Source organism: Streptomyces sp. NPDC002588 (genome assembly GCF_040295925.1).
In the GTDB taxonomy this organism is placed as follows: domain Bacteria; phylum Actinomycetota; class Actinomycetes; order Streptomycetales; family Streptomycetaceae; genus Streptomyces.
The window spans coordinates 67,073-90,095 of the sequence record NZ_JBEOWF010000025.1; the positions used below are offsets into that span (position 1 = coordinate 67,073).

General features: G+C 70.2%; 20 protein-coding genes and 1 tRNA gene. 9 read left to right on the top strand and 12 right to left on the bottom strand.

The window, feature by feature from the left end:
- Nucleotides 1–15 precede the first annotated feature (15 nt).
- On the bottom strand, nucleotides 16–852 hold the full coding sequence (locus ABT057_RS27280) for a CoA transferase subunit A (RefSeq protein WP_352346238.1): 837 nt from the start codon (nucleotides 850–852) through the stop codon (nucleotides 16–18).
- Nucleotides 853–1,596, bottom strand: coding sequence for an enoyl-CoA hydratase family protein (locus tag ABT057_RS27285; protein ID WP_352346239.1), 744 nt, complete (start codon nucleotides 1,594–1,596; stop codon nucleotides 853–855).
- Nucleotides 1,597–1,681: 85 nt separating this feature from the next.
- On the opposite strand from ABT057_RS27285, the gene ABT057_RS27290 reads away from it, so the two are divergent.
- Together ABT057_RS27290 and ABT057_RS27295 are read left to right on the top strand one after the other, a co-directional pair.
- Nucleotides 1,682–2,428 carry an SDR family oxidoreductase gene (locus ABT057_RS27290; RefSeq protein WP_352346240.1) on the top strand — a complete coding sequence of 249 codons (747 nt, stop codon included), beginning with the start codon at nucleotides 1,682–1,684 and terminating at the stop codon, nucleotides 2,426–2,428.
- Nucleotide 2,429: 1 nt separating this feature from the next.
- Entirely contained in the window at nucleotides 2,430–3,335 is a 906-nt protein-coding gene (locus ABT057_RS27295; RefSeq protein ID WP_352346241.1) for an SDR family oxidoreductase, read from the top strand.
- A gap of 13 nt (nucleotides 3,336–3,348) precedes the next feature.
- Here ABT057_RS27295 and ABT057_RS27300 read toward each other — a convergent pair whose 3' ends face one another.
- The gene (locus ABT057_RS27300) at nucleotides 3,349–4,245 is read right to left on the bottom strand and encodes a hypothetical protein (RefSeq protein ID WP_352346242.1); all 897 of its coding nucleotides are present in this window, start codon (nucleotides 4,243–4,245) and stop codon (nucleotides 3,349–3,351) included.
- 79 nt (nucleotides 4,246–4,324) lie between these two features.
- On the opposite strand from ABT057_RS27300, the gene ABT057_RS27305 reads away from it, so the two are divergent.
- The 4 genes from ABT057_RS27305 (at nucleotide 4,325) to ABT057_RS27320 (ending at nucleotide 10,193) form a co-directional block, all read left to right on the top strand.
- Nucleotides 4,325–4,684: a chorismate mutase gene (locus tag ABT057_RS27305; protein ID WP_352346243.1), complete on the top strand. Its 360-nt coding sequence runs from the start codon at nucleotides 4,325–4,327 to the stop codon at nucleotides 4,682–4,684.
- A gap of 90 nt (nucleotides 4,685–4,774) precedes the next feature.
- Nucleotides 4,775–7,270, top strand: coding sequence for an aminopeptidase N (pepN, locus tag ABT057_RS27310; protein ID WP_352346244.1), 2,496 nt, complete (start codon nucleotides 4,775–4,777; stop codon nucleotides 7,268–7,270).
- A 134-nt stretch (nucleotides 7,271–7,404) separates the two neighbouring features.
- Complete coding sequence (locus tag ABT057_RS27315) at nucleotides 7,405–8,772, top strand: pyridoxal phosphate-dependent decarboxylase family protein (RefSeq protein WP_352346245.1); 1,368 nt, start codon at nucleotides 7,405–7,407, stop codon at nucleotides 8,770–8,772.
- Nucleotides 8,769–10,193, top strand: a complete 1,425-nt coding sequence (locus tag ABT057_RS27320) for a lysine N(6)-hydroxylase/L-ornithine N(5)-oxygenase family protein (protein ID WP_352346246.1) — start codon at nucleotides 8,769–8,771, stop codon at nucleotides 10,191–10,193. Before ABT057_RS27315 ends, ABT057_RS27320 begins: the two co-directional genes overlap by 4 nt.
- Nucleotides 10,194–10,217: 24 nt before the next feature.
- Here the strand turns inward: ABT057_RS27320 and ABT057_RS27325 are convergent, their stop codons facing one another.
- Entirely contained in the window at nucleotides 10,218–12,032 is a 1,815-nt protein-coding gene (locus ABT057_RS27325) for a bifunctional metallophosphatase/5'-nucleotidase (RefSeq protein WP_352346247.1), read from the bottom strand.
- Nucleotides 12,033–12,195: 163 nt separating this feature from the next.
- On the opposite strand from ABT057_RS27325, the gene ABT057_RS27330 reads away from it, so the two are divergent.
- Nucleotides 12,196–12,900: an SIMPL domain-containing protein gene (locus ABT057_RS27330; RefSeq protein ID WP_352346248.1), complete on the top strand. Its 705-nt coding sequence runs from the start codon at nucleotides 12,196–12,198 to the stop codon at nucleotides 12,898–12,900.
- A gap of 174 nt (nucleotides 12,901–13,074) precedes the next feature.
- Nucleotides 13,075–14,511, top strand: coding sequence for a pyruvate kinase (gene pyk / locus ABT057_RS27335; protein WP_352346249.1), 1,437 nt, complete (start codon nucleotides 13,075–13,077; stop codon nucleotides 14,509–14,511).
- Nucleotides 14,512–14,676: 165 nt separating this feature from the next.
- Here pyk and ABT057_RS27340 read toward each other — a convergent pair.
- Nucleotides 14,677–14,749, bottom strand: a tRNA-Leu gene (locus tag ABT057_RS27340).
- Nucleotides 14,750–14,850: 101 nt separating this feature from the next.
- Between ABT057_RS27340 and ABT057_RS27345 the strand changes: the two genes are divergently transcribed.
- On the top strand, nucleotides 14,851–15,507 hold the full coding sequence (locus ABT057_RS27345) for an ANTAR domain-containing response regulator (RefSeq protein ID WP_352346250.1): 657 nt from the start codon (nucleotides 14,851–14,853) through the stop codon (nucleotides 15,505–15,507).
- 76 nt (nucleotides 15,508–15,583) lie between these two features.
- On the opposite strand, the gene ABT057_RS27350 is transcribed toward ABT057_RS27345, so the two are convergent.
- The 7 genes from ABT057_RS27350 to ABT057_RS27380 all read right to left on the bottom strand — a co-directional run bounded on the left by ABT057_RS27350 (nucleotide 15,584) and on the right by ABT057_RS27380 (nucleotide 22,984).
- On the bottom strand, nucleotides 15,584–16,300 hold the full coding sequence (locus ABT057_RS27350) for an ABC transporter ATP-binding protein (RefSeq protein ID WP_352346251.1): 717 nt from the start codon (nucleotides 16,298–16,300) through the stop codon (nucleotides 15,584–15,586).
- Nucleotides 16,297–17,193 (bottom strand): ABC transporter ATP-binding protein, encoded by an 897-nt coding sequence (locus ABT057_RS27355; protein WP_352346252.1) that lies wholly within the window; start codon nucleotides 17,191–17,193, stop codon nucleotides 16,297–16,299. The genes ABT057_RS27350 and ABT057_RS27355 overlap by 4 nt, the downstream gene beginning before the upstream one ends.
- 5 nt (nucleotides 17,194–17,198) lie before the next feature.
- Complete coding sequence (locus ABT057_RS27360; protein WP_352346253.1) at nucleotides 17,199–19,022, bottom strand: branched-chain amino acid ABC transporter permease; 1,824 nt, start codon at nucleotides 19,020–19,022, stop codon at nucleotides 17,199–17,201.
- 5 nt (nucleotides 19,023–19,027) lie between these two features.
- Nucleotides 19,028–19,960 (bottom strand): branched-chain amino acid ABC transporter permease, encoded by a 933-nt coding sequence (locus ABT057_RS27365; RefSeq protein WP_352346254.1) that lies wholly within the window; start codon nucleotides 19,958–19,960, stop codon nucleotides 19,028–19,030.
- Nucleotides 19,961–20,072: 112 nt separating this feature from the next.
- On the bottom strand, nucleotides 20,073–21,299 hold the full coding sequence (locus tag ABT057_RS27370; protein ID WP_352346255.1) for a branched-chain amino acid ABC transporter substrate-binding protein: 1,227 nt from the start codon (nucleotides 21,297–21,299) through the stop codon (nucleotides 20,073–20,075).
- A 284-nt stretch (nucleotides 21,300–21,583) separates the two neighbouring features.
- A complete protein-coding gene (locus ABT057_RS27375) occupies nucleotides 21,584–22,327 on the bottom strand; it encodes a Tat pathway signal sequence domain protein (RefSeq protein ID WP_352346256.1) in 744 nt (247 codons plus the stop codon).
- A 192-nt stretch (nucleotides 22,328–22,519) separates the two neighbouring features.
- Nucleotides 22,520–22,984 carry a hotdog fold thioesterase gene (locus ABT057_RS27380; RefSeq protein WP_352346257.1) on the bottom strand — a complete coding sequence of 155 codons (465 nt, stop codon included), beginning with the start codon at nucleotides 22,982–22,984 and terminating at the stop codon, nucleotides 22,520–22,522.
- Nucleotides 22,985–23,023: the final 39 nt, after the last annotated feature.

Consider the following 23,023-nt stretch of genomic DNA (forward strand, 5'->3'; position numbering starts at 1 on the left):
CGCTCAGGTCACCGCTCACGGTGCCTCCCCGACCGCGGACTGGTACGCCTGTTCGTCGCCCGAGAGGTAACGCGCCGAGAACTCCGGCCAGGGCGTGCTCGCGTACTCCTTCTGGAACGCCTCGTCCCGGCCGTAGTCCGGTACGCAGGAGGTGAAGTGCGCCCCGTTCGGCGCCTCGACGACACCCGTCACCGTGTGCCGCCTGATCAGCAGCGACTGCGGGGGTGCCTCCTTCGTCAGCTCCGCGGTGTCCACGATCCGCTCGCACGACACGTACGCCGACTCGGCCGCCTCGCAGAACAGGTCGTCGAAGTACGGGTCCGGGCCCAGATACTGACCGTTGCCCCGCCGGTCGGCCCGCCCCATGTGCACCAGCGCCGCGTCCAGCCGCAGGGCCGGCATCGCGACGAACGTCTCGCCGTCGTCGTACGGCGACGTCACCGTCCTCAGGCCCGGGTTGACCCGCATCACGTCCGACCCCAGCCCCGCGCGCACCGGCAGGAACGGCAGCCGGTGGGCGGCCGCCCGCAGCCCGGTCAGGAACATCGCCTCGTCGACCTCCATCAGCTCCAGGGAGCCGCTCTCGCGTGCCGCCCGGTAGTGCGGTTCGAGCGGGATCGAGTCCAGCGAGACGAACGCGGCGACCAGCCTGCGGATCCTCCCCGCGGCGGCCAGCATGCCGACGTCCGGGCCGCCGCACGAGACGACCGTGAGGTCGGTGACGTCGGAGCGCAGCAGCGCACGCACCAGTGCCATCGGTTTGCGGCGCGAACCCCATCCGCCGATCCCCAGGGTCATGCCGCTGCGCAGCCGGGAGACCACCTCCTCGGCGGTCATCGTCTTGTCGGTCACCTACGCGCCCTCCTTCCCGAACGTGTCCCGGACCCGGTCCGCCACCCCGCTGACGCTCGCCTCGTAGGTGAAGCCCTGTTCGAAGCGGTAGCTGCGGCGCACGTCGACCGGGTCGATGCCGTTGATGGCCGCCTTCGCCAGCCGCAGCAGCTCACCGTCCTTGGCGGCGATCTCCCGCGCCAGCTCCAGGGCCGCCGCGCGCAGCGCCTCGCGCGGCACCACCCGCCACACCGAGCCGTGCGCGTGCAGCTCGGCCGCCGTGACCGTGCGCGAGGTGTAGTACAGGGCACGCATCAGATGGCGGGGGACCAGCCGGGCCAGATGCGTGGCCGCGCCCAGGGCGCCGCGGTCCAGCTCCGGCAGGCCGAAGGTGGCGTCCTCGCTCGCCACCACCACGTCCGCGTTCCCCACCAGGCCGATGCCGCCGCCCAGGCAGAAGCCGTGCACCTCCGCCACCACCGGCACCTCGCAGTCGTACACCGCCGCGAACGCCTCGAAGCAGCCGCGGTTGGCGCCGACCAGCGCGCTCGGGCCCTCGGCCTGTATCTCCTTGATGTCCACGCCCGCGTTGAACCCCCGGCCCGCGGCGGCCAGCAGCACGCACCGTGTCCCGGGGTCGCGGCCCGCCGCGCGCACGGCGTCCGCCAGCGCGAACCAGCCCGTCACCGGCAGCGCGTTGACCGGCGGGAAGTCGACGGTGACGACGGAAATCCCTTTTTCCGGGGTCGAGGTGGAGACACCCATGGAAGCATCAGCTACCTTTCCACCAAACATTTGTTAGGTGCGAGGCTTCGAAGCTAGCAGCCGACGGAGACGAGCGGGAGAGCCTGTGGACAACTCGCTGCGCGGCAGGACCGTCGTCGTCACCGGCGGCACCCGGGGCGTCGGCGCGGGCATCGCGCGGGCCTTCGCCGAGGCCGGCGCCGACGTGCTCGCCTGCGCCCGCCGGCCACCCGACGCCCCGGTCCCGGGGACCGAGTTCGTGTCGCTGGACGTCCGCGACGCGGACGCCGTACGGCGGTTCTTCGCCGGCCTGCCCCGCCTCGACGTCCTCGTCAACAACGCGGGCGGCGCCCCCTACCGCCCCCTCACGCACGCCGACGCCGACCGGCACACCCGGGTGATCGAACTCAACCTCCTCGCGCCGCTGGCCGTGTCCCTCGCCGCCCACGACCACCTCCGGCGCGCCCGGGGCTCGGTCGTGATGATCGGCAGCGTCAGCGGCAGCCGCCCCTCGCCCGGCTCGGCCGCCTACGGCGCGGCCAAAGCCGGCCTGGAGCACCTCGCCCGGTCCATGGCCGTGGAGTGGGCCCCGGAGATCCGGGTGAACACCCTGGTCGTCGGCATGGTCCGCACCGAACTCGCCCACCTCCACTACGGCGGCGAGGACGGCGTCCAGGCCGTCGCCCGCACCGTCCCGCTCGGCCGGCTCGCGCTCCCCGCCGACGTGGGCGCGGCCGCCGTCTTCCTCGCCTCCGACGCGGCCGCGTACATCACCGGGGCGAGCCTGACCGTGCACGGGGGAGGGGAACGGCCCGCCTTCCTCGACGCCGCGACCGCCAACAAGGAGACCTGACATGAGCGGAATCAGCGAGGGACGGGTCGTCGTCGTCACCGGCGCGGGACGCGGCCTCGGACGCGCCCACGCGCTCGCCTTCGCGGCGCAGGGCGCGCGACTCGTCGTCAACGACCTCGGCGTCGGACTGGACGGCACCCCCGACGCGGACGGCCCCGCCGCCCGGGTCGCCGCCGAGATCCGCGCGGCGGGCGGCGAGGCCGTCGCACACGGCGGCGACATCGCCACCCCCGACGGCGCCGCCTCCCTCGTCACCACCGCCCTGGAGACCTACGGCCGGCTCGACACCCTCGTCAACAACGCCGGCTTCCTGCGCGACCGCATGCTGGTCAACCTGGACGAGGACGACTTCGACGCGGTCCTGCGCGTCCACCTCAAAGGCCACTTCCTGCCCCTCAAGCACGCCGCCGCGCACTGGCGCGCCGAGACCAAGGCCGGCCGCGCCCCCGCCGCCCGCGTCGTCAACACCAGCAGCGGCGCCGGACTGCTCGGCTCGGTCGGACAGGGCAACTACAGCGCCGCGAAGGCCGGGATCGTCGCCCTGACCCTCGTCGCGGCCGCCGAACTCGCCCGCTACGGCGTCCAGGTCAACGCCATCGCGCCCGCCGCCCGCACCCGGATGACCGAGAACACCTTCGCCGAGACCATGGCCGCCCCCGCCGCCGGCTTCGACCGGATGGCCCCGGAGAACGTCTCCCCCCTGGTCGTCTGGCTCGGCTCCGCCGCCGGCGAGGGCGTCACCGGACGCGTCTTCGAGGCGGAGGCCGGCCGGATCACCGTCATGGAGGGCTGGCGGCCCGGCCCCACCGCCGACAAAGGGGGCCGCTGGACCCCGTCGGAGGCGGGGGAGGCCGTACGGAAACTCCTGGCCGAGGCCGAGCCGCCGGGGGCGGTGTACGGGGCCTGACCGGTCCAGGAGGTCAGGTGTCGCACTCCAGCACCGTCCGGCACAACCCGCACCGCGCCCGCACCCGCCCCTTGACCGGCACCCTGATCCGCTGATGGCAGGTCGGACAGGGGAACGTCACCCGCAGCGGACCACCGGGATCGGGCGCGAACGCGTACGGCGAGTCCGGGGCGGCCGCCACCGGACGGTCGTCCTGGGCACGGTGCCGGTCGCGCGCGTACCGCCGCCGCCCCGCCCACCCCGCCGCCGTCAGCGGCGGCTGCCGCTCGTCATGGCGGGCCCGCTCCATACCCCGCACATACGCCGTGTACGCCTGCGCGCTGGTGAACCACGGCGACGGGTCCTCCCCGAACACCAGCGACCGCTTCGCCAGCACGTACCCGAACTCCTCCGGCGTCAGATATCCCAGCTTCTGCGAGGACGCCCCGTCCTCCCGGTAGGCGTCCAGCAGCAGCCAGCCCGCCCCCAGATACGTCGTCGCCGTGTCCGTGAGGATCTCGTTGTCCCGCGTCCCCGGGAACGACAGATCCATCCGGTGCAGGTAGACATGCATGATCTCGTGCGCCAGCGCCGCGCCGATGTCCCGCCGATGCGTGCGGAACCGGTCGTTCAGCTCGACGAAGTACTCCGGGCCCGCCGTCAGCTCCACGTTCGCCGCGTGCCGCATCTCCCGGAACGCCACGATCATCCGGGCGTCCGGCAGCCGGTAGTGCCGCACCAGCTCCCGCGCCACCCGCTGCGCCCCCAGATGCAGGTCGTCGGTGTCGCCGAACGCCACGTCCACCGGGGGCACACTGGCCGAGAACTGGTGGATCGTGTCGTACGACAACCGCCGGTACAACGCGGTGACGGCCGCCCGCACCGTCTCCAGGTGCGGATAACCGTGCTCGACAGGTCCGCCGTCCGCCACGCCCGCACCCCCAGGAGGCCGTGCACCCAGTACACCCGGTTCCACTGTACGAGGACACGGCGCACTAGGGTGATCGCCCATGACCACCAGCAACACCCCAGGCCCCGGCGACGGCGAGGTCGACCCCGCCGTCCGCGAGGAGCTCGCCCGGCTGCGCGACAGCATCGACAACATCGACGCGGCCGTCGTCCACATGCTCGCCGAACGCTTCAAGGCCACCCAGCAGGTCGGCCACCTCAAAGCCCGCCACCGGCTGCCGCCCGCCGACCCGGCCCGCGAGGCCCGCCAGATCGAACGGCTGCGCACCCTCGCCGAGAACGCCCGGCTCGACCCCGCCTTCGCCGAGAAGTTCCTCAACTTCATCATCGCCGAGGTGATCCGCCACCACGAGCGCATCGCCGAGGACACGAGCGAGGCGAAGACCCCCACCGCGGGCTGACCGACGGGAGCCTCCGGCGCGGGAACGGGCAAAGGGCGCGTACCGGTCCGCCCCTGTGCCCGGCCTGCGGGATCAGGCAGCATGTCGTGCATGTCCGTACTGACGCGCGACGAAGCGCTAAGCCGTGCCCAGCTCCTCGACGTCCACCGCTACACCATCGAGCTCGACCTGACCGCCGGCGACGAGACCTTCGGCTCCCGCACCGCCATCCGGTTCACCGCGCGCACCGATGGGGACACCTTCGTCGAGGTCAAGCCCGCCGAACTGCGCTCCGTCACCCTCGACGGCCGGCCCATCGACCCCGAGTCCCTGGACGGCAACCGCATCCCCCTGAAGGGACTCGGCGCGGGCGAACACGAACTGCGCGTCGACGCGGACATGCGCTACTCCCGCACCGGCGAAGGCATGCACCGCTTCACCGACCCCACCGACGGCGAAACGTACCTCTACACCCAGCTCTTCATGGACGACGTCCAGCGGGTCTTCGCCGCCTTCGACCAACCCGACCTCAAAGCCGTCTTCGAGCTGACCGTCACCGCCCCCGAAAGCTGGACCGTCCTCGCCAACGGCATCACAGAGCACCTCGGCGAGGGCCGCTGGCAGGCCGCGCCCACCCCCCTGATCTCCACCTACCTCGTCGCCGTCGCCGCCGGCCCCTGGCACTCCGTACGCACCGAACACCGCGGCCTGCCCTTCGGCATCCACTGCCGCCGCTCCCTCGCCCCCCACCTCGACGCCGACACCGACGAACTCCTCGACATCACGCGCGCGTGCTTCGACCGCTACCACGAGAAGTTCGAGGAGCCCTACCCCTTCGACTCCTACGACCAGGCGTTCGTCCCCGAGTTCAACGCCGGCGCCATGGAGAACCCCGGACTCGTCACCTTCCGCGACGAGTTCGTCTACCGCTCCGCCGTCACCGACACCGAACGCCAGACCCGCGCCATGGTCATCGCCCACGAGATGGCCCACATGTGGTTCGGCGACCTGGTCACCCTCCGCTGGTGGGACGACATCTGGCTCAACGAGTCCTTCGCCGAGTACATGGGCTACCAGACCCTCACCGAAGCCACCCGCTTCACCGACACCTGGACCGAGTTCGGCCTCGTCCGCAAGGCCTGGGGCTACGACGCCGACCAGCGTCCCTCCACCCACCCCGTCGCCCCCGACGCCGTCCCCGACACCGCCTCGGCCCTCCTCAACTTCGACGGCATCTCCTACGCCAAGGGCGCCTCCGCCCTGCGCCAACTCGTCACCTGGCTCGGCGAGAAGGACTTCCTCGCCGGCATCAACACCCACATCGCCCGGCACCGGTTCGCCAACGCCACCCTCGCCGACTTCATCGACTCCCTCGCCTCCGGCACCGAACGCGACGTCCACGCCTGGGCCGACGCCTGGCTGCGCACCACCGGAGTCGACACCCTCACCCCCACCGTCACCGGCGACAACGGCGATCGCGCCCTCACCGTCGAACACACCGGCAGCCGCCCCCACCGCATCGCCGTCGGCCTCTACGACCAGGACCCCGCCGACGACGGAGGCCGCCTCGTCCTGCGCGAACGACTCCACCTCGACATCCCGCAACAGGCACCCCAGCCCCTCGGCAAACGACCCGCCCTGCTCCTCCTCAACGACCGCGACCTCACCTACGCCAAGATCCGCTTCGACGCCCCGTCCTCCGAAGGCGTCACCCGCGCCCTCTCCGGCCTGCCCGACCCCCTCACCCGCGCGGTCGTCTGGAACTCCCTGCGCGACGCCGTCCGCGACGGCGAACTCGCCCCCACCGCCTACCTCGACATCGCCCGCGCCCACCTTCCGCGCGAAACGGACCTCGCCCTCACCCAGGCCGTCCTCGCCTTCGCCACCACCCACATCGCGGGCCGCTACCTCACCCCCGCGGAGCGCCCCGCCGCCCTCGCCACCCTCTCCTCCCTCTGCCGCGACCTCATCCGCCGCACCGAGGACGGCGACCACCCCGGCCTGCGCCTCATCGCCGTACGCCACTTCATCAACGTCGCCGCCCACCCCGAGACCATCGCCGCCTGGCTCGCCGACGGCACCGTCCCCGGCGGCCCCGAACTCGACCCCGACCTGCGCTGGCGCGTCCTCGCCCGGCTCGCCGTCCTCGGCGCCGTCGACGAGACCGCCATCGCCGCCGAACTGGACCGCGACCCCTCCGCCACCGGCCAGGAAGGCGCCGCCCGCTGCCGCGCCGCCCTCCCCGACGCGGACGCCAAGGAGCGGGCCTGGTCCGCCATGTTCGCCACCGACGACCTCTCCAACTACCTCTTCACCGCCACCGCCCAGGGCTTCTGGCAGCCCGAACAGGCCGACCTGGTGGCCGCGTACGTGCCCCGCTACTACCAGGACGCCCCCGCCGTCGCCGCCCGCCGCGGCCCCGCCATCGCCGACGCCGTCGGCCAGTGGGGATTCCCCGCGCACGCCGTCGACACCGACAACCTCCGCCTCGGCGAGACCTGCCTGAGCGAAGCCGACCCGACCCCCTCACTGCGCCGCAAGCTCATCGACCAACTCGACGACCTGGCACGCGCCCTGAAGATCCGCTCCGCACCCGGCGACGCCTGACCGGCACCCCGGCCCCGACGATCGGTACCCCCTTTCGGGTACCGATCGTTGCTCTTTTCGGGCGTGTCACCACATCCGCGTACAAGCTGGAAGCCCCACACTCCACTCCGCCCGACGCCCGCCCGGAGGCCCCCATGAGCACCCCGCCGCTCGCCTCAGGCCCCGAAGGCAAGGGCGCCCTGGGACCGCTGCTCGCCACCGTCCTCGACGCGCTCGACGCCGGGACGCGCGCGCGGGGCGGCCCGCTGCCGGCGGGCGGCCCGGCCGCGGTCGCCGCCCGGCTGAGGAAGGCCGTGGGGGACGCCCTGCCCGACCACGGCGACCCACAGGCACTGGCAGTCGTCGTCCGCGCCCTCGCGGAAGGCTCCGCCGACCCCGCCGACCCGCTCTGCGCCGCCCACCTGCACTGCCCGCCGCTCGCCGTCGCCACCGCCGCCGACCTCGCCGTCAGTGTCCTGAACCCCTCCCTGGACTCCTGGGACCAGGCACCGGCTGCCTCCGAACTGGAGGCCGTGGTCACCCGGGCGCTCGCGCGGCAGGCCGGTCTCACGGACGCCCTCGTCACCACCGGCGGCACCGAATCCAACCAGCTCGCCCTGCTCCTGGCCCGGGAGTCACTCGGCGGGAGCATGCGCCTGGTCCGCGGGGACAACGCCCACCACTCACTCGCCCGCGCCGCCTGGCTGCTCGGCCTGCCCGAACCCGTCGTCGTACCCGCCCCCACCGGCACCCTCGACCCCGCCGCCCTGGACGCCGCCCTCACCGCCCTCCCCGGCCCCCGCCCACCCGTCGTGGTCGCCGCCACCGCGGGCACGACCGACGCCGGACTCATCGACCCCCTCCCCGACATCGCCGCCCTCTGCCGCACTCACGGCGCCCGCCTCCACATCGACGCCGCCTACGGAGGCGGTCTGCTGTTCAGCGACCGCCACCGCCCCCGGCTCACCGGCCTCGACGCCGCCGACACCGTCACCCTCGACCTGCACAAACTCGGCTGGCAACCCGTCGCCGCCGGCCTACTCGCCGTACGCGACCCGGCCGACCTCGCCGCCCTCCACCACCAGGCGGACTACCTGAGCGCCGACGACGACACCGAAGCCGGCCTCCCCGACCTCCTCGGCCGATCCCTGCGCACCACCCGCCGCCCCGACATCCTCAAGATCGCCGTCACCCTCAAGACCCTCGGCCGCCACGGCCTCGGCACCCTCGTCGACCAGGTCTGCGACCACGCCCGCGCATTCGCCGCCCTGGTCCAGGACCACCCCACCCTCGAACTGCACGCCCCACCCACCATCAGCACCGTCCTCTTCCGCCCCAAGGGCGCCACCGACACCACCGTCGCCGAGATACGCCGCCGCCTCCTCACCGAGGGCCGCGCCGTCCTCGGCCGTGCCCGCATCGACGGCCGGCTCTGGCTCAAGACCACCTTCCTCAACCCCCACACCCGCCCCCGCGACCTGGCCGCCCTCCTGAAACTGGTGGAAGGAAACACCCCCGCATGAACACGCCCCCACACCCTGACACCGCCACCCCCCGCGACCTCGTCGGCATCGGCATCGGCCCCAGCAACCTCTCCCTCGCCGCCCTCGCCCATCCCCTCGCCGAACTCGACGCCGTCTTCTACGAACAACGCCCCCGCTTCGACTGGCACCCGGGCCTCCTCATCGACGGCGCCCGCATCCAGGTCCCCTTCCTCGCCGACCTCGTCACCCTCGCCGACCCCACCAGCCCCTGGACGTTCCTCAACTACCTCAGGACCCACCAACGCCTCTACCCCTTCTACGTCGCCGAGCGCTTCCACATCCAACGCGCCGAATACGACACCTACTGCCGCTGGGTCGCCGACAACCTCCCCGGACTCCGTTTCCGCCACCAGGTGGACGCCGTCCACTGGAACGGCGAACGCGACGTCTTCGAAGTCGACTTCACCCGACTCGACACCGACGGTGAAGCCGAAGCCGTCGGCCGCACCTACACGAAGAACGTCGTGCTGGGCATCGGCACCGAGCCCTACGTCCCGGATCCCCTGCGCCCCCTCGTCGACGCCCCCGGAGTCCCCGTCCTCCACGCGAACGACTACCTCGCCCACCGCGACAGCCTCCTCACCGCCGGCCACGTCACGGTCGTCGGTTCAGGACAGTCCGGCGCCGAAGTCTTCCTCGACCTCCTCAGAGGCCGCCCCGAAGGCCGCGAACAACTCCTGTGGATCGGCCGCACCGAGGCCTTCACCCCCATGGAGTACTCCAAGCTCGGCCTCGAACACTTCACTCCCGACTACACCCGCTACTTCCACGCCCTCGCCGAACCCGTCCGCGACCGGCTCGTCGCCGCCCAGTGGCAGCTCCACAAGGGCATCGACGCCGGCACCCTCGCAGCCATCCACGACGAGCTCTACCGCCGCACCCTGAACGGCGGCTGGCCCGACGCGGTCCTCACCCCCGGCGTCCAGGTCCGCACCGCCGGCCGCATCGCGACGACCCAGATCGAACTCCATGTGGAACACATCCAGCAGAACACCCGCTCGCGCCTCACCACCAACGCCGTCGTCCTCGCCACCGGCCACCGCGAACGCCCCCTCGACCGCATCCTCGCCGGCCTCGACCCCTACCTCCGCCGCGACAACAGCGAACGCCCCCGCATCGACGAACACTTCCGCCTCGTCCTCGACCCCTCCGTCACCGCCTCCGGACGCAACGTCTACATCCAGAACGCCGAACGCCACACCCACGGGATCGGCGCCCCCGACCTCGGCCTCGCCGCCCACCGCAGCGCCACCGTCCTCAACGCCCTCACCGGCAAGGACAACTACCCCCTCCCGACCCGCACCGCCTTCACCAGCTTCGGCCTGCAACAACAACGACAGCCCCAGATCCCACCCGCACGCCGCCCGATGACACTGACACCGCTGCGGGAGGGAATCTGAGGCCGCCATCTCACGAAAAGCCGACTAGAACACCGGCGTACCGTCCCGCGTGAGCTTCCAGTCCACCGAAGCGAAGTCCTTCGGATCCAGCACACCCTTCGCGGTCACCCACTCCGCGATCCGCGTCCGGATCTCCGTCGACTCCGACCACACCTCGGTGGCGGAGGCCACATGCGGGAACGCACCGCCGCCGTTCGCCCGGTAGTTGTTCACCGCGAACACGAACTGCTCGGCGTCGTCCAGCGCCGCACCGTTGTACGTCAGGTTCCTGATCCGCGAACCCGCCGCCTGCGCGATGTCGATCTCGTACGACAGCCCCGACACATAGTCGTAGTTGTAGTCCGGCCGGCTGTTCGCGTTCGTCAGCTTGTCGACGTCCACGACCGCGTCCGCCGCCGTCTGCACGAAGTACTCCGCCGAGTACTCCAGGTACGCCCTGATCTGCGCCCCCGTCAGCAGCTTCGCCACCAGCGTGTTGTCGTACACGTACAGACTCGACAGATCGCGGATCGTCACCTCGCCGGCCGGGATCTCCGACGTACGGGAGAACGGCGAAGCCTGCGCGATCACCGGCAGCGAGGCGTACGACGTACCCACCAGGGCCGCCTTCACCACGTCCTCCTGCACCTTCGTGATCAGGTCGATGATCGGGGCGTCCTTGTACCGCGCCTCCACCGTCGTCAGCGTCTCCGTCGCCGAACCGACCACCTGGTTGACGTACTCCACGACCTTCGCGTGCTCGTCGCTCAGCAGCTTGGTGATCTTCGGGTCGTCGGCCACCGTGTTGGAGTTCAGCACCTTCGACGAGACGGACTCGACGGCCCACCGCCCCTTCGCGAACACCAGCTCGATGTCGAAGAGCGACAACCGCTCCGCGTACGCCAGCGGCTCCGACAGCACCACCGTCTTCCCGGTCTTCGCGTTCGTCACCTTCAGCTCGGGAATCTCCACATGCGCGTGCCCGACCAGAATCGCGTCGATGCCCGGCACCTGCTGCGCCACCAGCGCCGCCGAGTTCTCGACGTACGGCAGCTGGTCACCGTACGACGACGTGCCCGACGAACCCGAGTGCGCCGACACCACCACGACATCCGCACCCAGCGACCGAAGCCTCGGCACCCACTTCGCCGCCTGCTCCTCGAGCCCCGGGAACGCCAGCTTGCCCTGCACGTACGCCTTGTCCCAGATGGCGATACCCGGGTTGGTGAGCCCGAGGACCGCCACCTTCACCGGCGGCGCACCCTTCACGCAGAACGTCTTGATCACATACGGGGGGAAGGCCGGCCTGAGCGTCTTCGCGTCCACCGCGTTGGCGCCCAGCAGCGGGAACCGCAGCTGCGACTCGAACTTCCGCAGCGTCTCGATGCCGTAGTTGAACTCGTGATTGCCCAGCGCCGCCGCGTCGTACCCGATCGCGTTCATCGCCTGCGCCATCGGATGCACCGGACCACCCTTCGCGGTGATCGGGTCCACCTTCGCGTAGTAGTACGTCAGCGGAGTGCCCTGGATCGTGTCGCCCGCGTCCAGCAGCAGCGTGTTCTCCCGCCCCTTCTCCGCACGCACCTGGTCGACCAGCGTCGAGATCCGCGCGAGCCCCTGAGCGTTGCCCGCGGTGTCCTTGTACTCCGCGTTCTTGAAGTAGTCCCAGTTGAAGACATGGCCATGCAGGTCGGTCGTCCCCATCACGGTCAGCGAGTACCGCTTCGGCTGCTTCGCGGGCTTCCCCGGCCTCTTCGCCTCGGCGGCCTGCGCCGCCGGAGCCGCAGCCGCGCCCGCGATCGCCACTCCCGCCCCGGTCACGGCGGACTTCTTCAGGAACTTCCGGCGGTTCAACGGCATGTCTCGTGCTCCTCGGGGAATGGTCAACGACGCGCGTAGACAAACGCGCGTAGATTCTGTCCCGGACATGACCGGCCGCAACAGGTCCGGGAGGTTTCGATCTGGTGACCAGAACGCTCAACTCCGCCCGGGGAAACGGGAAAGGCATGACAAGGTGGGGCGTATGACCTCACCTCGGATTCAGCCGCACGGCACCCCCGACACCCCCCTCCTCGCGGTCCGCGGCGAGGCCGAACTCGAGACCGACCCCGACCTCGCCCGCATCGGCATCACCGTCACCGCGCGAGGAAAGGACCGCCGCACCACCCTCGACGACCTCGCCCGGCGCAACACCACCGTCGTCGAACTGGTGAAGTCCTACGGCGACGCCGTGGAGGACGTCTCGACCGGCGCCGTGTCCATCACCCCCGAGTTCGGCCAGCACGGCCGGGGTGAACGCGTCCGCGCCTACCGGGGCCGCGTCCACCTCACCGCGGAGCTGACCGACTTCACCGCCCTCGGCGAGCTCGCCACCCGGCTGGCCGACCTCGACCTGACCGCGATCGACGGCCCCTGGTGGGCCCTGCGCACCGACTCGCCCGTGTACCGCCAGGCCCGGCAGCAGGCGGTGCGGGACGCCGTACAGCGGGCGAAGGAGTACGCGGAGGCGCTCGGCACGACCGTCGCCGCCCTGATCGAGCTGGCCGACACCGGCACCGGCTCGGCGGCCGGGCAGCCCCGGCCCGGCTTCGGCCGCCGTATGCGCCGGATGTCGGCGGCGGCCGTGGAGGAGGAGTCGGGGCCCGAACCCCTCGACCTGGAACCGCAGCGGATGCGGGTACAGGCTGAGGTGAGCGCGCAATTCACGATGGTTCCGCCGGCCCTGTGAATTCACTCGGCCGTGGAATTGCCGCGAGGTCGAGAGCGTTCACGGAACATAAGTGTGCTCATAAGAGCGACCCCCCGCACAATTCAACGCTTGTCAACTACCTTTCACCCAACGGTTGTTGAGCGGTCACGTCCCTCCAATTCGCTACCGATCGGTAAGACGTAGGCTCGATTCATGCGCCGAGCGAAAATCGTTTGTACCTTGGGCCCCGCCACCGACTCCTACGACCAGATCAAAGCCCTGGTCGATGCCGGAATGGACGTCGCCCGCTTCAACCTCAGCCACGGCAGCCACGCCGAACACGAGGAGCGCTACCACCGCGTCCGCAAGGCCGCCGACGAGACCGGCCGCAGCATCGGCCTTCTCGCCGACCTTCAAGGCCCGAAGATCCGCCTCGGCCACTTCGCGGAAGGGCCCGTACTCCTTGAACGCGGGGACGCCTTCACGATCACCGTGGAGGAGGGCGTCGCCGGTGACGGCACGGCCTGCGGCACCACCTACGCCGGCCTCGCGGACGACGTGACACCCGGAGAGCGCATCCTCGTCGACGACGGCAAGGTCTGCCTGGAGGTCACCGAGGTCGACGGCCCCCGCGTCCACACCCGGGTGGTGGAGGGCGGTGTCATCTCCGACCACAAGGGATTGAACCTGCCCGGGGTGGCCGTCTCCGTTCCCGCCCTGTCGAAGAAGGACGAGGAAGACCTGCGCTGGGCGCTCCGCACGGGCTTCGACGTCGTCGCGCTCTCCTTCGTCCGGACCGGGCGGGACGTCGTCGACGTCCACCGGATCATGGACGAGGAGGGACGGCGCCTCCCTGTCATCGCGAAGGTGGAGAAGCCGCAGGCGGTCGAGAGCATCGACGACATCGTGGCCGCGTTCGACGGGGTCATGGTGGCGCGGGGCGACCTGGGCGTCGAGATGCCGCTCGAGCAGGTCCCGATCGTCCAGAAGCGGGCGATCAAACTGGCGAAGCGGAACGCCAAGCCGGTGATCGTCGCGACGCAGATGCTCGACTCGATGATCGAGAACTCCCGCCCGACCCGCGCGGAGGCGTCGGACGTGGCCAATGCCGTCATCGACGGCGCGGACGCGGTGATGCTGTCGGGCGAGACGAGCGTCGGCAAGCACGCGGTGCAGACGGTCCGGACGATGGCGAAGATCGTGGCGGCGGCGGAGGAGGACATCCTCGCGAAGGGTCTGCCCGAACTGACGGAGGCGACCAAGCCGCGCACCCAGGGCGGCGCGGTCGCCCGCGCGGCGGCGGAGATCGGCGACTTCCTCGGCGCGAAGTTCCTGGTCGCCTTCACCCAGAGCGGCGACACGGTCCGCCGCCTCTCCCGCTACCACTCGCCGATCCCGCTCCTCGCCTTCACCCCGGAACCGGCGACGCGCTCGCAGCTGAGCCTCACGTGGGGTGTGGAGGCGTTCCTCGGCCCGCACGTGGACTCCACGGACGCGATGGTCGACCAGGTGGACGAACTGCTGCTGAAGTACGGGCGGTGCGAGAAGGGGGACGTGGTGGTGATCACGGCCGGCTCCCCGCCCGGCGTCTCGGGCTCGACGAACCTGGTCCGGGTGCACCACATCGGGGAGGACGACAGCCCAAGGTAGGGCCAGGGGCGAATTGCGGCGCGCGCGAGTGCCCGCTTGCGCGTACCGACGTCGCACATACGATCACTCTGTGAGAGTGATCGCCGCGACCCGCAGCAAAAAGCGGATGTTCACGAGAAGAGGAACATCCGCTTTTCTGTGGTGACCTTGGCATCCAAGGAAAAGTGCCCCGAGTCGGATTCGAACCGACGCTGTATGGGTTTTGAATCCATGGCCTCTACCGCTGGGCTACCGGGGCCCCTTCGAAACGAAGGTCAGCGGTCACCCGCTGTGTCACTACCTTACCGCAGCTGGGTACGCTCTTGTCAGCAGTACCCCTGCCCTGAACGAGGAGCCCCCGTGACCGCCCCCGAGTCGCCCCAGCCTGCAGACGCGCCCGACGACGACAAGTCGCACGTGCCTCCGCTGACGACCCGTGTCGTCATCGCCGAGGACGAGGCCCTGATCCGGCTCGATCTCAAAGAGATGCTGGAGGAGGAGGGCTACAGCGTCGTCGGCGAGGCCGGTGACGGCGAGCAGGCGATCGAGCTCGCCCGCGAGCACCAGCCGGACCTCGTGATCCTCGACGTGAAGATGCCGAAGATGGACGGCATCTCCGCCGCCGAGAAGATCGCGGAGGAGCGCATCGCGCCTGTGCTCATGCTCACCGCCTTCTCGCAGCGGGATCTCGTCGAGCGGGCCCGTGACGCCGGGGCCATGGCGTATCTCGTGAAGCCGTTCAGCAAGAGTGATGTCGTGCCGGCCATCGAGATGGCCGTCAGCCGGTTCACCGAGCTGAAGGAGCTGGAGAAGGAGGTCGCCGACCTCACGCTCCGGCTGGAGACGCGGAAGCTGGTCGACCGGGCGAAGTCCATCCTCCAGACGGAGTACGGGCTGACCGAGCCCGCCGCGTTCCGGTGGATCCAGAAGACGTCGATGGACCGGCGGATGTCCATGCAGCAGGTCGCCGAGGCGGTCATCCAGGACGCCGAGGAGAAGAAGTCGAACAAGGGGTGACCCCCATCGCACGTACGACGAGGCCCGCGCCCGGAGAAGGGGCGCGGGCCTCGTTGCCGTAGGAGGACCTTGGTGCTCAGTCCTCGCCGAGGTACGCCTTGCGGACCGACTCGTCGTGGAGGAGGTCCTGGCCGCTGCCGGAGAGGACGATCTTGCCGATCTCCATGACGTGGCCGTGGTCGGCCAGGGACAGCGCCGCCTGGGCGTTCTGCTCGATGAGCAGGATGGTCATGCCCTGGGACTTCAGCTCGGCGATGGTGGCCATGATCTTCTGCATCATGATGGGGGACAGGCCCATGGAGGGCTCGTCCAGCATGAGCAGCTTCGGCTGGGACATGAGGGCGCGGCCCATGGCCAGCATCTGCTGCTCGCCGCCCGAGAGGGTGCCCGCGGCCTGCTTGCGGCGCTCTCCGAGGATGGGGAAGAGGTCGTAGGCGCGCTGGATGTCCTTCTCGATGCCCGCCTTGTCGCTGCGGAGGAAGGCGCCGAGGCGGAGGTTGTCCTCGATCGTCATGCGGGGGAAGATGTGCCGGCCCTCGGGGGAGTGGGCGAGTCCCAGCGAGACGATGTTGTGGGCGGGGATCTTCTTCAACGACTTGCCGTTGAACTTGATCTGGCCGCCGACGGGCTTGAGGAGTCCGGAGAGCGTGCGCAGGGTCGTCGTCTTGCCGGCGCCGTTGGTGCCGATGAGGGTGACGACCTCGCCGGCCTCGACCTTGAAGGAGATGCCCTTGACGGCTTCGATCTTGCCGTAGGCGACCCGGAGGTCCTCTACTTCGAGCAGTGCGGTCATCGGTCGTTCTCCTTGCCGGGCACGGCGTCCGTCGGGGTGTCGGCGTTCGCCTCGGCGGCCTCGACCTCGGCGGCCTCCGCGTCACCGGGGGCGCCCTCGAAGGGTTCGCCGAGGTAGGCGGCGACGACGCGTTCGTCGCCCTGGACGGTGGCGCTGTCGCCCTCGACGAGCTTCTCGCCCTGGACGAGGACGGCGACGCGGTCGCAGAGGTTGAAGATGAAGCGCATGTCGTGCTCGATGACGAGGACGGCTATGCCCTTGTCGCGGATGGCGAAGACGAGTTCCTCGGTGGTCCGCGTCTCCTGGGGGTTCATGCCGGCCGTCGGTTCGTCCAGCAGGAGCAGGCCCGGCTCGCTGGCCAGCGCGCGGGCGATCTCCAGTTTGCGCTGTTCGCCGTAGGGGAGGTTGCGGGCGAGGTGTTCGGCCTTCTTCTCGAGCCCGACGAACTCCAGGAGTTCCATGGCGCGTTCGCGGGAGGCGGCCTCGGCCTTGTGGAAGCCGGGTCCGCGCAGGACGGCCGACCAGAAGCCTTCCTTCGTCCGGGTGTGACGGCCCACCAGGACGTTTTCCAGGACCGTCATGTTGGCGAACAGGCGGATGTTCTGGAAGGTGCGGGCGATGCCGGCGGCCGTGACCTTGAAGGACTTGGGCGGCAGGACGTTGCCCTTGTAGCGGACCTCTCCCTCGGTGGGGATGTAGAGGCCGGTGAGGCAGTTGAAGAAGGTCGTCTTGCCGGCGCCGTTGGGGCCGATGAGGCCGACGATCTCCCCGGCGTTGACGTGGAGGTCGACGTTGCGGACGGCGGTGAGGCCGCCGAAGCGCATGGTGACGCCGCGTGCGTCGAGGACCTTTTCGCCGGTCGGGGCGACCTTGGTGGTGGTGTCGGTGGTCATGGTGGTCAGGCCCCTGCCTTCGTCAGGACGGTGGGCGCTTCCGCTTCCTCGTGGAACTCGAGCTGGCGGCGCCGGTTGGGGATCATGCCCTCCGGACGGAAGCGCATCAGCAGGATGAGTGCGACGCCGAAGGCGAAGAGCTGGTAGTCGCCCAGGAACTGGAGCTTGTTGGGGATGAGGAAGAGCAGTGAGGCACCGATGAGGGGGCCGCCGATGGTGCCCATGCCACCGAGGACGACGGCGGCGAGGAGGAAGGCGGAGTTGGGCGGGATGGGACCGGCGAACAGGTACTGCTCGGGGGTGACGGTGTAGGTCACGTGGGCCTGGACGGTGCCGGCGAGGCCGGCCAGGGAGGCGCCGACGGCGAAGGCGATGAGCTTCACGCGGAAGCCGTTGATGCCCATGGCGAGGGCGGCGGTCTCGTCCTCGCGGATGGCGACCCAGGCGCGGCCGATGCGGGAGTCGCCGCTGCGTCGGAACACGGTCACGACGATGACGGTGATGATCAGCATCAGGAAGAAGTAGTTGGCGAAGCGCCCGATGGATCGGCCGAAGACGTCGTGGACGGTGCCGAAGTCGAACCCGAGGATGTTCAGGTTGGGGATGGAGGAGATGCCGTTGGAGCCGTTGGTGATGTCGGGTCCGGAGGTGCCGTCGAGGTTGTTGGCGGTGATCCGGAAGATCTCTCCGAAGCCCAGGGTGACGATGGCGAGGTAGTCACCGCGCAGTCGCAGGGTCGGGGCGCCGATGAGGACGCCGAAGACCAGGGAGGCGGCGGCGCCGACGAGGGCGGCCGCCCAGAACGGGAAGTGCACGTCGAAGGGCGAGCTGGGGGATCCGGAGACCATGGCTGCGGCGTAGGCGCCGACGCCGAGGAAGGCGACGTAGCCGAGGTCGAGCAGGCCGGCGAGGCCGACGACGATGTTCAGGCCGAGGGCGACGGTGGCGAAGATGAGGATGTAGACGCCGAGGGTCGCGTACTGGTCGTCGGTCTGGGTGAAGGGGAACAGGGCCGCCGCGATGAACGCGCCGCAGATGGTGATGTTCTGGTGCCGGGCGGCGATCTGGCTGGCCTGGGCGACGAGGCCCGCCTTGGTGACGGCGGCGAAGCCGAAGCCGGCGGTGATCAGGAAGCCCACGAACAGTTCGTCGTACTCGGTGCCGATGCCGTAGGTGAAGACGGTGAGGGCGAGGGCGAGGACGGCGACGATGATCAGGATCTCGACGTAGGAGGGCAGGTTGCCGACGGGGCGCGGGGTGCCGGAGGCGAAGGCGGCCTTGACGGTCTGCCACTGGTGGCTGAGCTTGTGCTTGGTGTGCTCCCACGACGTGTCGTCGGGGTCGATCGGGTCGGGCTCGGGGTGCTCGAACGGGAGGGCCAGGGCGCCGAGGAAGGCGGCGAGGCTGGCCAGGGCGACGATGTAGCCGCCGGGTTCGAGGTTGACGACGCCGCCGAGGTCGGAGCTGATCGCGATGACGGTGTACCAGCTGGTGGCGAAGGTGGCGAGGGCGGCGAACTTGATGGCGCCGCCGGCGCCGGCGGGGGCGAGCCAGCCGAGGCCCTTGATGCCGTAGGAGGAGAGGGCGAAGAGGGTGGTGAGGGCCGCGCCGATGAGGACGAGGACCTGCAGGCCGCCGGGGTAGCCGTAGACGGTGAGGTCGCCGGGGAAGGCGGCGGTCCAGGTCCAGGCGAGGAAGGTGGAGACGAGGGTGAGGATCGCGCCGCCGGTGGCGAGGGCGCGGCCGAGGTTCTCCGGGATGCCGATGAGGCCGGCCGGGGCGGCGGCGGTGCTGCTGGGGGCTTCGGGTGTGGTGGTCTGTGTCGTCATCGGTGTCACGCCCTGTCCGCGACGCGCTCGCCGAGCAGGCCCTGGGGCCGGAACAGCAGCACGAGGATGAGGAGTACGAAGGCCCAGACGTCGGCCCAGGAGTTGCTGCCGAACTTGTCCATACCGGGGATGTCGGCGATGTAGGCGGTGGCCAGGGTTTCGGCGATGCCGAGGACGACGCCGCCGATCATGGCTCCGTAGATGTTGCCGATGCCCCCGAGGACGGCCGCGGTGAAGGCCTTGAGACCGAGGAGGAAGCCCATGGTGAAGGAGATCTGGCCGTACTTGAGGCCGTAGGCGACGGCTCCGACGGCGGCGAAGGTGGCGCCGAGGGCGAACGCGATCACGATGATGCGGTCGGTGTTGACGCCCATGAGGCGGGCGGTGTCCGGGTCCTGGGCGGTGGCCTGCATGCCGCGTCCGGTGCGGGTCTTCATGACGAAGTAGGCGAGGAAGGCCATGCTGAGCGGGGCGGCGATGAGCAGGAAGATGTCGCCGGTCTGGATGGTGACGCTGCCGATGTCGAAGGGGCCGCCGTCGATCTGGGGGAAGACGCGGGCGGACTTGGCCTCGGGGTACCAGGCCCAGACGGCCTGCTGGAGGCCGAGGGAGAGACCGATGGCGGTGATGAGGGGTGCGAGGCGTGGCGCGTTGCGGAGGGGGCGGTAGGCGAACCGTTCCGCTCCTACGGCGATGGTGACGGAGACGAGGACGGCGCCCACGAGCATGAGCGGCAGGGCGATCGCCATGGATGTGCCGTCGGGCAGTATGTACACATAGACCGTGAGAGCGCCGAACGCTCCGGTCATGAAGATCTCGCCGTGGGCGAAGTTGATGAGCTGGACGATGCCATAGACCATTGTGTAGCCGATGGCGACCAGGCCGTACATGGATCCCAGTAGCAGGCCGTTGACCAGCTGCTGCGGCAGTTCGTTCACCGCATGTCCTCCGAGACGGTTCGGATGTTTCGACGGGGGCCGGATGTGAGTCCGCGCGGGGCGCCAGTGGAACAGCGCCCCGCGCGGCTCAGAAGTGGTGCGGGTGGAGTGGTCAGCCGGTGTAGGTGCCGGTCTTGACGGGCGCCCAGGCACCGTCCTTGACGGCGTAGACGGTGAGCTGCTTGTTGGTGGCGTCACCGTACTCGTCGAAGGAGACCTTGCCGGTCACACCGTCGAAGGAGACGTTCTGCATGGCGGCCGTGATCTTGGCGCGGGCGTCGTCCGGCAGCTTGCCGCCGTTGTCCTCGACGACCTTCTTGACGGCCTCGATGATGGCCCACGCGGAGTCGTAGGCGTAGCCGCCGTAGGCGGAGTACGCGTCCTTGTAGCCGGCCGCCTTGTAGTCGGACACGAACTGCTTGGCGGAGTCGAGCTGCTCGACCGGGGCGCCGACGGAGGTCGACAGGTCACCGGTGGCGCTGGCGCCGGCGAGCGGGATGTAGTCCGCGGAGTTGATGCCGTCACCGCCGACCAGCGGGATCTTGGCGCCGGCGGCCTTGATCTGCTTGCTCAGCGGACCGGCCTGCGGGTACTCGCCGCCGTAGTAGACGACGTCGGCGCCGGAGTTCTTCACCTTGGTGGCGACCGCGGAGAAGTCCTTGCTGTCGGGGTTGATGTGCTCGGTGCCGACGACGGTGCCGCCGAGCTTCTTGAACTCGTCCGTGAAGGTGCCCGCGAGGCCGGCGCCGTAGGTCTTCTTGTCGTCGATGACGAAGACCTTCTTCTTCTTGGCGTCGTTGTAGACGTACTGGGCGGCGAACGGGCCCTGGATGGCGTCCGTGGTCGCGGTGCGGAAGTACGACTTGAACTGGCGGACCTTCTTGGTGCGCCAGTCGGCGCCCTGGGTCAGGTCCGGGCTGGTGTTGGCCGGGGAGACCTCGACCAGGCCGGCGTCGTTGAAGACCTTCTGCATGGACTGGGCGACGGAGGAGTTCAGCGGGCCGACGACGCCGAGGACGCTCTTGTCGGCGACCAGGGCGGTGGCGTTCTGCTGACCGGAGGAGGCCTGAGCCTGGTCGTCCTTGGAGACGATCTTGAAGGTGATGCCGTCGACGTACTTCTTCTTGTTGGCCGTTTTCGCGGCGAGGTCGGCCGAGTTCTTGATGCCGAGGCCCATGGCGGACAGGTCGCCGGTGAGCGGGGCGTCCACGCCGATGGTGACGGTGGTGCCGCCGCTGTCGGAGCCCTTGTCGTCACTGTCGCGCGAACCGCAGGCTGTGAGAGTGAGCGCTCCGGCGGACAGCGCGGCGGTGATGGCGATGAGCGAACGTTGACGCACGTTCCAGTCCTTTCCCTGGGCGGCCCTCCCCCCTGGAAGAGGCCGAGTCGAGCGCTGAGCCGAAGGGGTAATCCAGCCGCGCGGTGACTGGGCGTGACTCTAGGCGCGTGGAGGTAACGGGGAGGAGGGTCTGAACCATGCTGTGACGCTCTTGTTATGACACGAGGTAATGCAGAGCGGTACTTGGTGGGTGGAACAGGGGAATTCAGGTCGATTCGCCCTGTCCGCATACTGAGAACGCGCAGGACGAAGCCTGGTCGGTTCAGGTGTCTCGGGAGTTTTGGTCATGACGTGGAATCGTTGCTGCAGGCGACCTGTAGGGCCCGGGAGAGGTCCTGCGCATAGTGGGGACCCAGGATGAAACTCTGGACTTGTATTGCACGCGCATTACGTAGAGTTACGTCCAGGAAAGGCAGTCCGGCGTTCTCCGGCACTTTCCCGCATTCCGTCACATGCATGGTGATGACAAGCTTGCGGGCGGAACCGGCCGTTGTCCGGAATGGCGCCCGCGGTGCCGAGGTCAGGGAGATGCCCGCGTACGGCTGGGACACGCGGGTCACCGTGACCGGTGGGCCGGATTCCACGGTCAGCAGCACCTCGAAGGAGAGGGTGTGAGGCGGGGCGCCGGGCGGGACGGCGCGGCCGCCGAGGTAGGTGACGTCGACGACCTGGGCGGGGAACGGCGGTTGCGGAGTGGCTGGTTCGCGCTGGTGGGGGCGGGTCGCGTACAGCAGGCCGCCGACCGCGAGGAGGCAGACGGCGGTGAGGACGGCGATCGCGGTCCTGCGGTGGGCGGCGCAGCGGTGGGCGAGCGGGGCGAGGCGGGCGCGCACGCCGGTGGCCGGGGCGCGGGAGTCGGTGCCGGGGGAGTCACCCGCGCGCGTGTCCGCAGCGGGGCCGGCGGTGCCCCGCGCGTGTGTGCCGTCGTCGGGCGCTGCGGGGTACCACGCGCGTGTGCCGTCGCGGGAAGTCGTGCTGTCCCAGGCGTGCGTGCCCTCGCCGGGCTCGACCGGGCCGACGCCGCTCACTGCCGGAAACCTTCGCCCGGGCCGCCGGTGCGGTACCGGTCCGTGCGGGCCGCCCGAGCGGCGTCCGCGGCGCTCCGCAGGGGGGCCTCGCCGCAGGCGCGCACCAACACCCCCGTGAACAAGGCCGTTCCGAGCGGTCGCGCCACCGCCCGCCGAGCCCCTGCCGTTGTCATGCCCCGACGCTAGGGGGTGTCAGCCCGCCGCGCGAGCGTCGCGCAGAAGACAGGTCAGCCGTGCGGTGCACACCCGGCGGCCCTCCTCGTCGCTGATGACGATCTCGTACGTCGCCGTGGAGCCGCCCCGGTGCAAGGGCGTGGCCACGCCGGTGACGAGACCGGAGCGGACGCCGCGGTGGTGGGTGCAGTTGAGGTCGACGCCGACGGCGAGCTTGGAGCTGCCGCCGTGCAGCATCGAGCCGACGGAGCCGAGGGTCTCGGCCAGTACCGCGGAGGCGCCGCCGTGCAGCAGGCCGTAGGGCTGGGTGTTGCCCTCCACCGGCATCGTTCCGACGACCCGGTCCGCGGAGGCCTCGAGGATCTGCACCCCCATGCGGGTGCCGAGGTGGCCGGCGGAGAACAGGGCCACGAGGTCGACGCCGAGTGCGGCGTACTCGTCGATGACCTCTTGCGGGAACTTCACGTGCTGCTGCTCGCCCATGGGGCCCTGCTCCGTTCGTCGGTCACGTCGTGCGGGCGA

What these genes read in the sequence shown, in the direction of transcription:
- ABT057_RS27285 (WP_352346239.1), bottom strand. Translation starts at nt 1,596, where the DNA reads ATGGGTGTCTCCACCTCGACCCCGGAAAAAGGGATTTCCGTCGTCACC.
- ABT057_RS27295 (WP_352346241.1), top strand. Translation starts at nt 2,430, where the DNA reads ATGAGCGGAATCAGCGAGGGACGGGTCGTCGTCGTCACCGGCGCGGGA.
- ABT057_RS27305 (WP_352346243.1), top strand. Translation starts at nt 4,325, where the DNA reads ATGACCACCAGCAACACCCCAGGCCCCGGCGACGGCGAGGTCGACCCC.
- pepN (WP_352346244.1), top strand. Translation starts at nt 4,775, where the DNA reads ATGTCCGTACTGACGCGCGACGAAGCGCTAAGCCGTGCCCAGCTCCTC.
- ABT057_RS27315 (WP_352346245.1), top strand. Translation starts at nt 7,405, where the DNA reads ATGAGCACCCCGCCGCTCGCCTCAGGCCCCGAAGGCAAGGGCGCCCTG.
- ABT057_RS27320 (WP_352346246.1), top strand. Translation starts at nt 8,769, where the DNA reads ATGAACACGCCCCCACACCCTGACACCGCCACCCCCCGCGACCTCGTC.
- ABT057_RS27325 (WP_352346247.1), bottom strand. Translation starts at nt 12,032, where the DNA reads ATGCCGTTGAACCGCCGGAAGTTCCTGAAGAAGTCCGCCGTGACCGGG.
- ABT057_RS27330 (WP_352346248.1), top strand. Translation starts at nt 12,196, where the DNA reads ATGACCTCACCTCGGATTCAGCCGCACGGCACCCCCGACACCCCCCTC.
- pyk (WP_352346249.1), top strand. Translation starts at nt 13,075, where the DNA reads ATGCGCCGAGCGAAAATCGTTTGTACCTTGGGCCCCGCCACCGACTCC.
- ABT057_RS27350 (WP_352346251.1), bottom strand. Translation starts at nt 16,300, where the DNA reads ATGACCGCACTGCTCGAAGTAGAGGACCTCCGGGTCGCCTACGGCAAG.
- ABT057_RS27355 (WP_352346252.1), bottom strand. Translation starts at nt 17,193, where the DNA reads ATGACCACCGACACCACCACCAAGGTCGCCCCGACCGGCGAAAAGGTC.
- ABT057_RS27360 (WP_352346253.1), bottom strand. Translation starts at nt 19,022, where the DNA reads ATGACGACACAGACCACCACACCCGAAGCCCCCAGCAGCACCGCCGCC.
- ABT057_RS27380 (WP_352346257.1), bottom strand. Translation starts at nt 22,984, where the DNA reads ATGGGCGAGCAGCAGCACGTGAAGTTCCCGCAAGAGGTCATCGACGAG.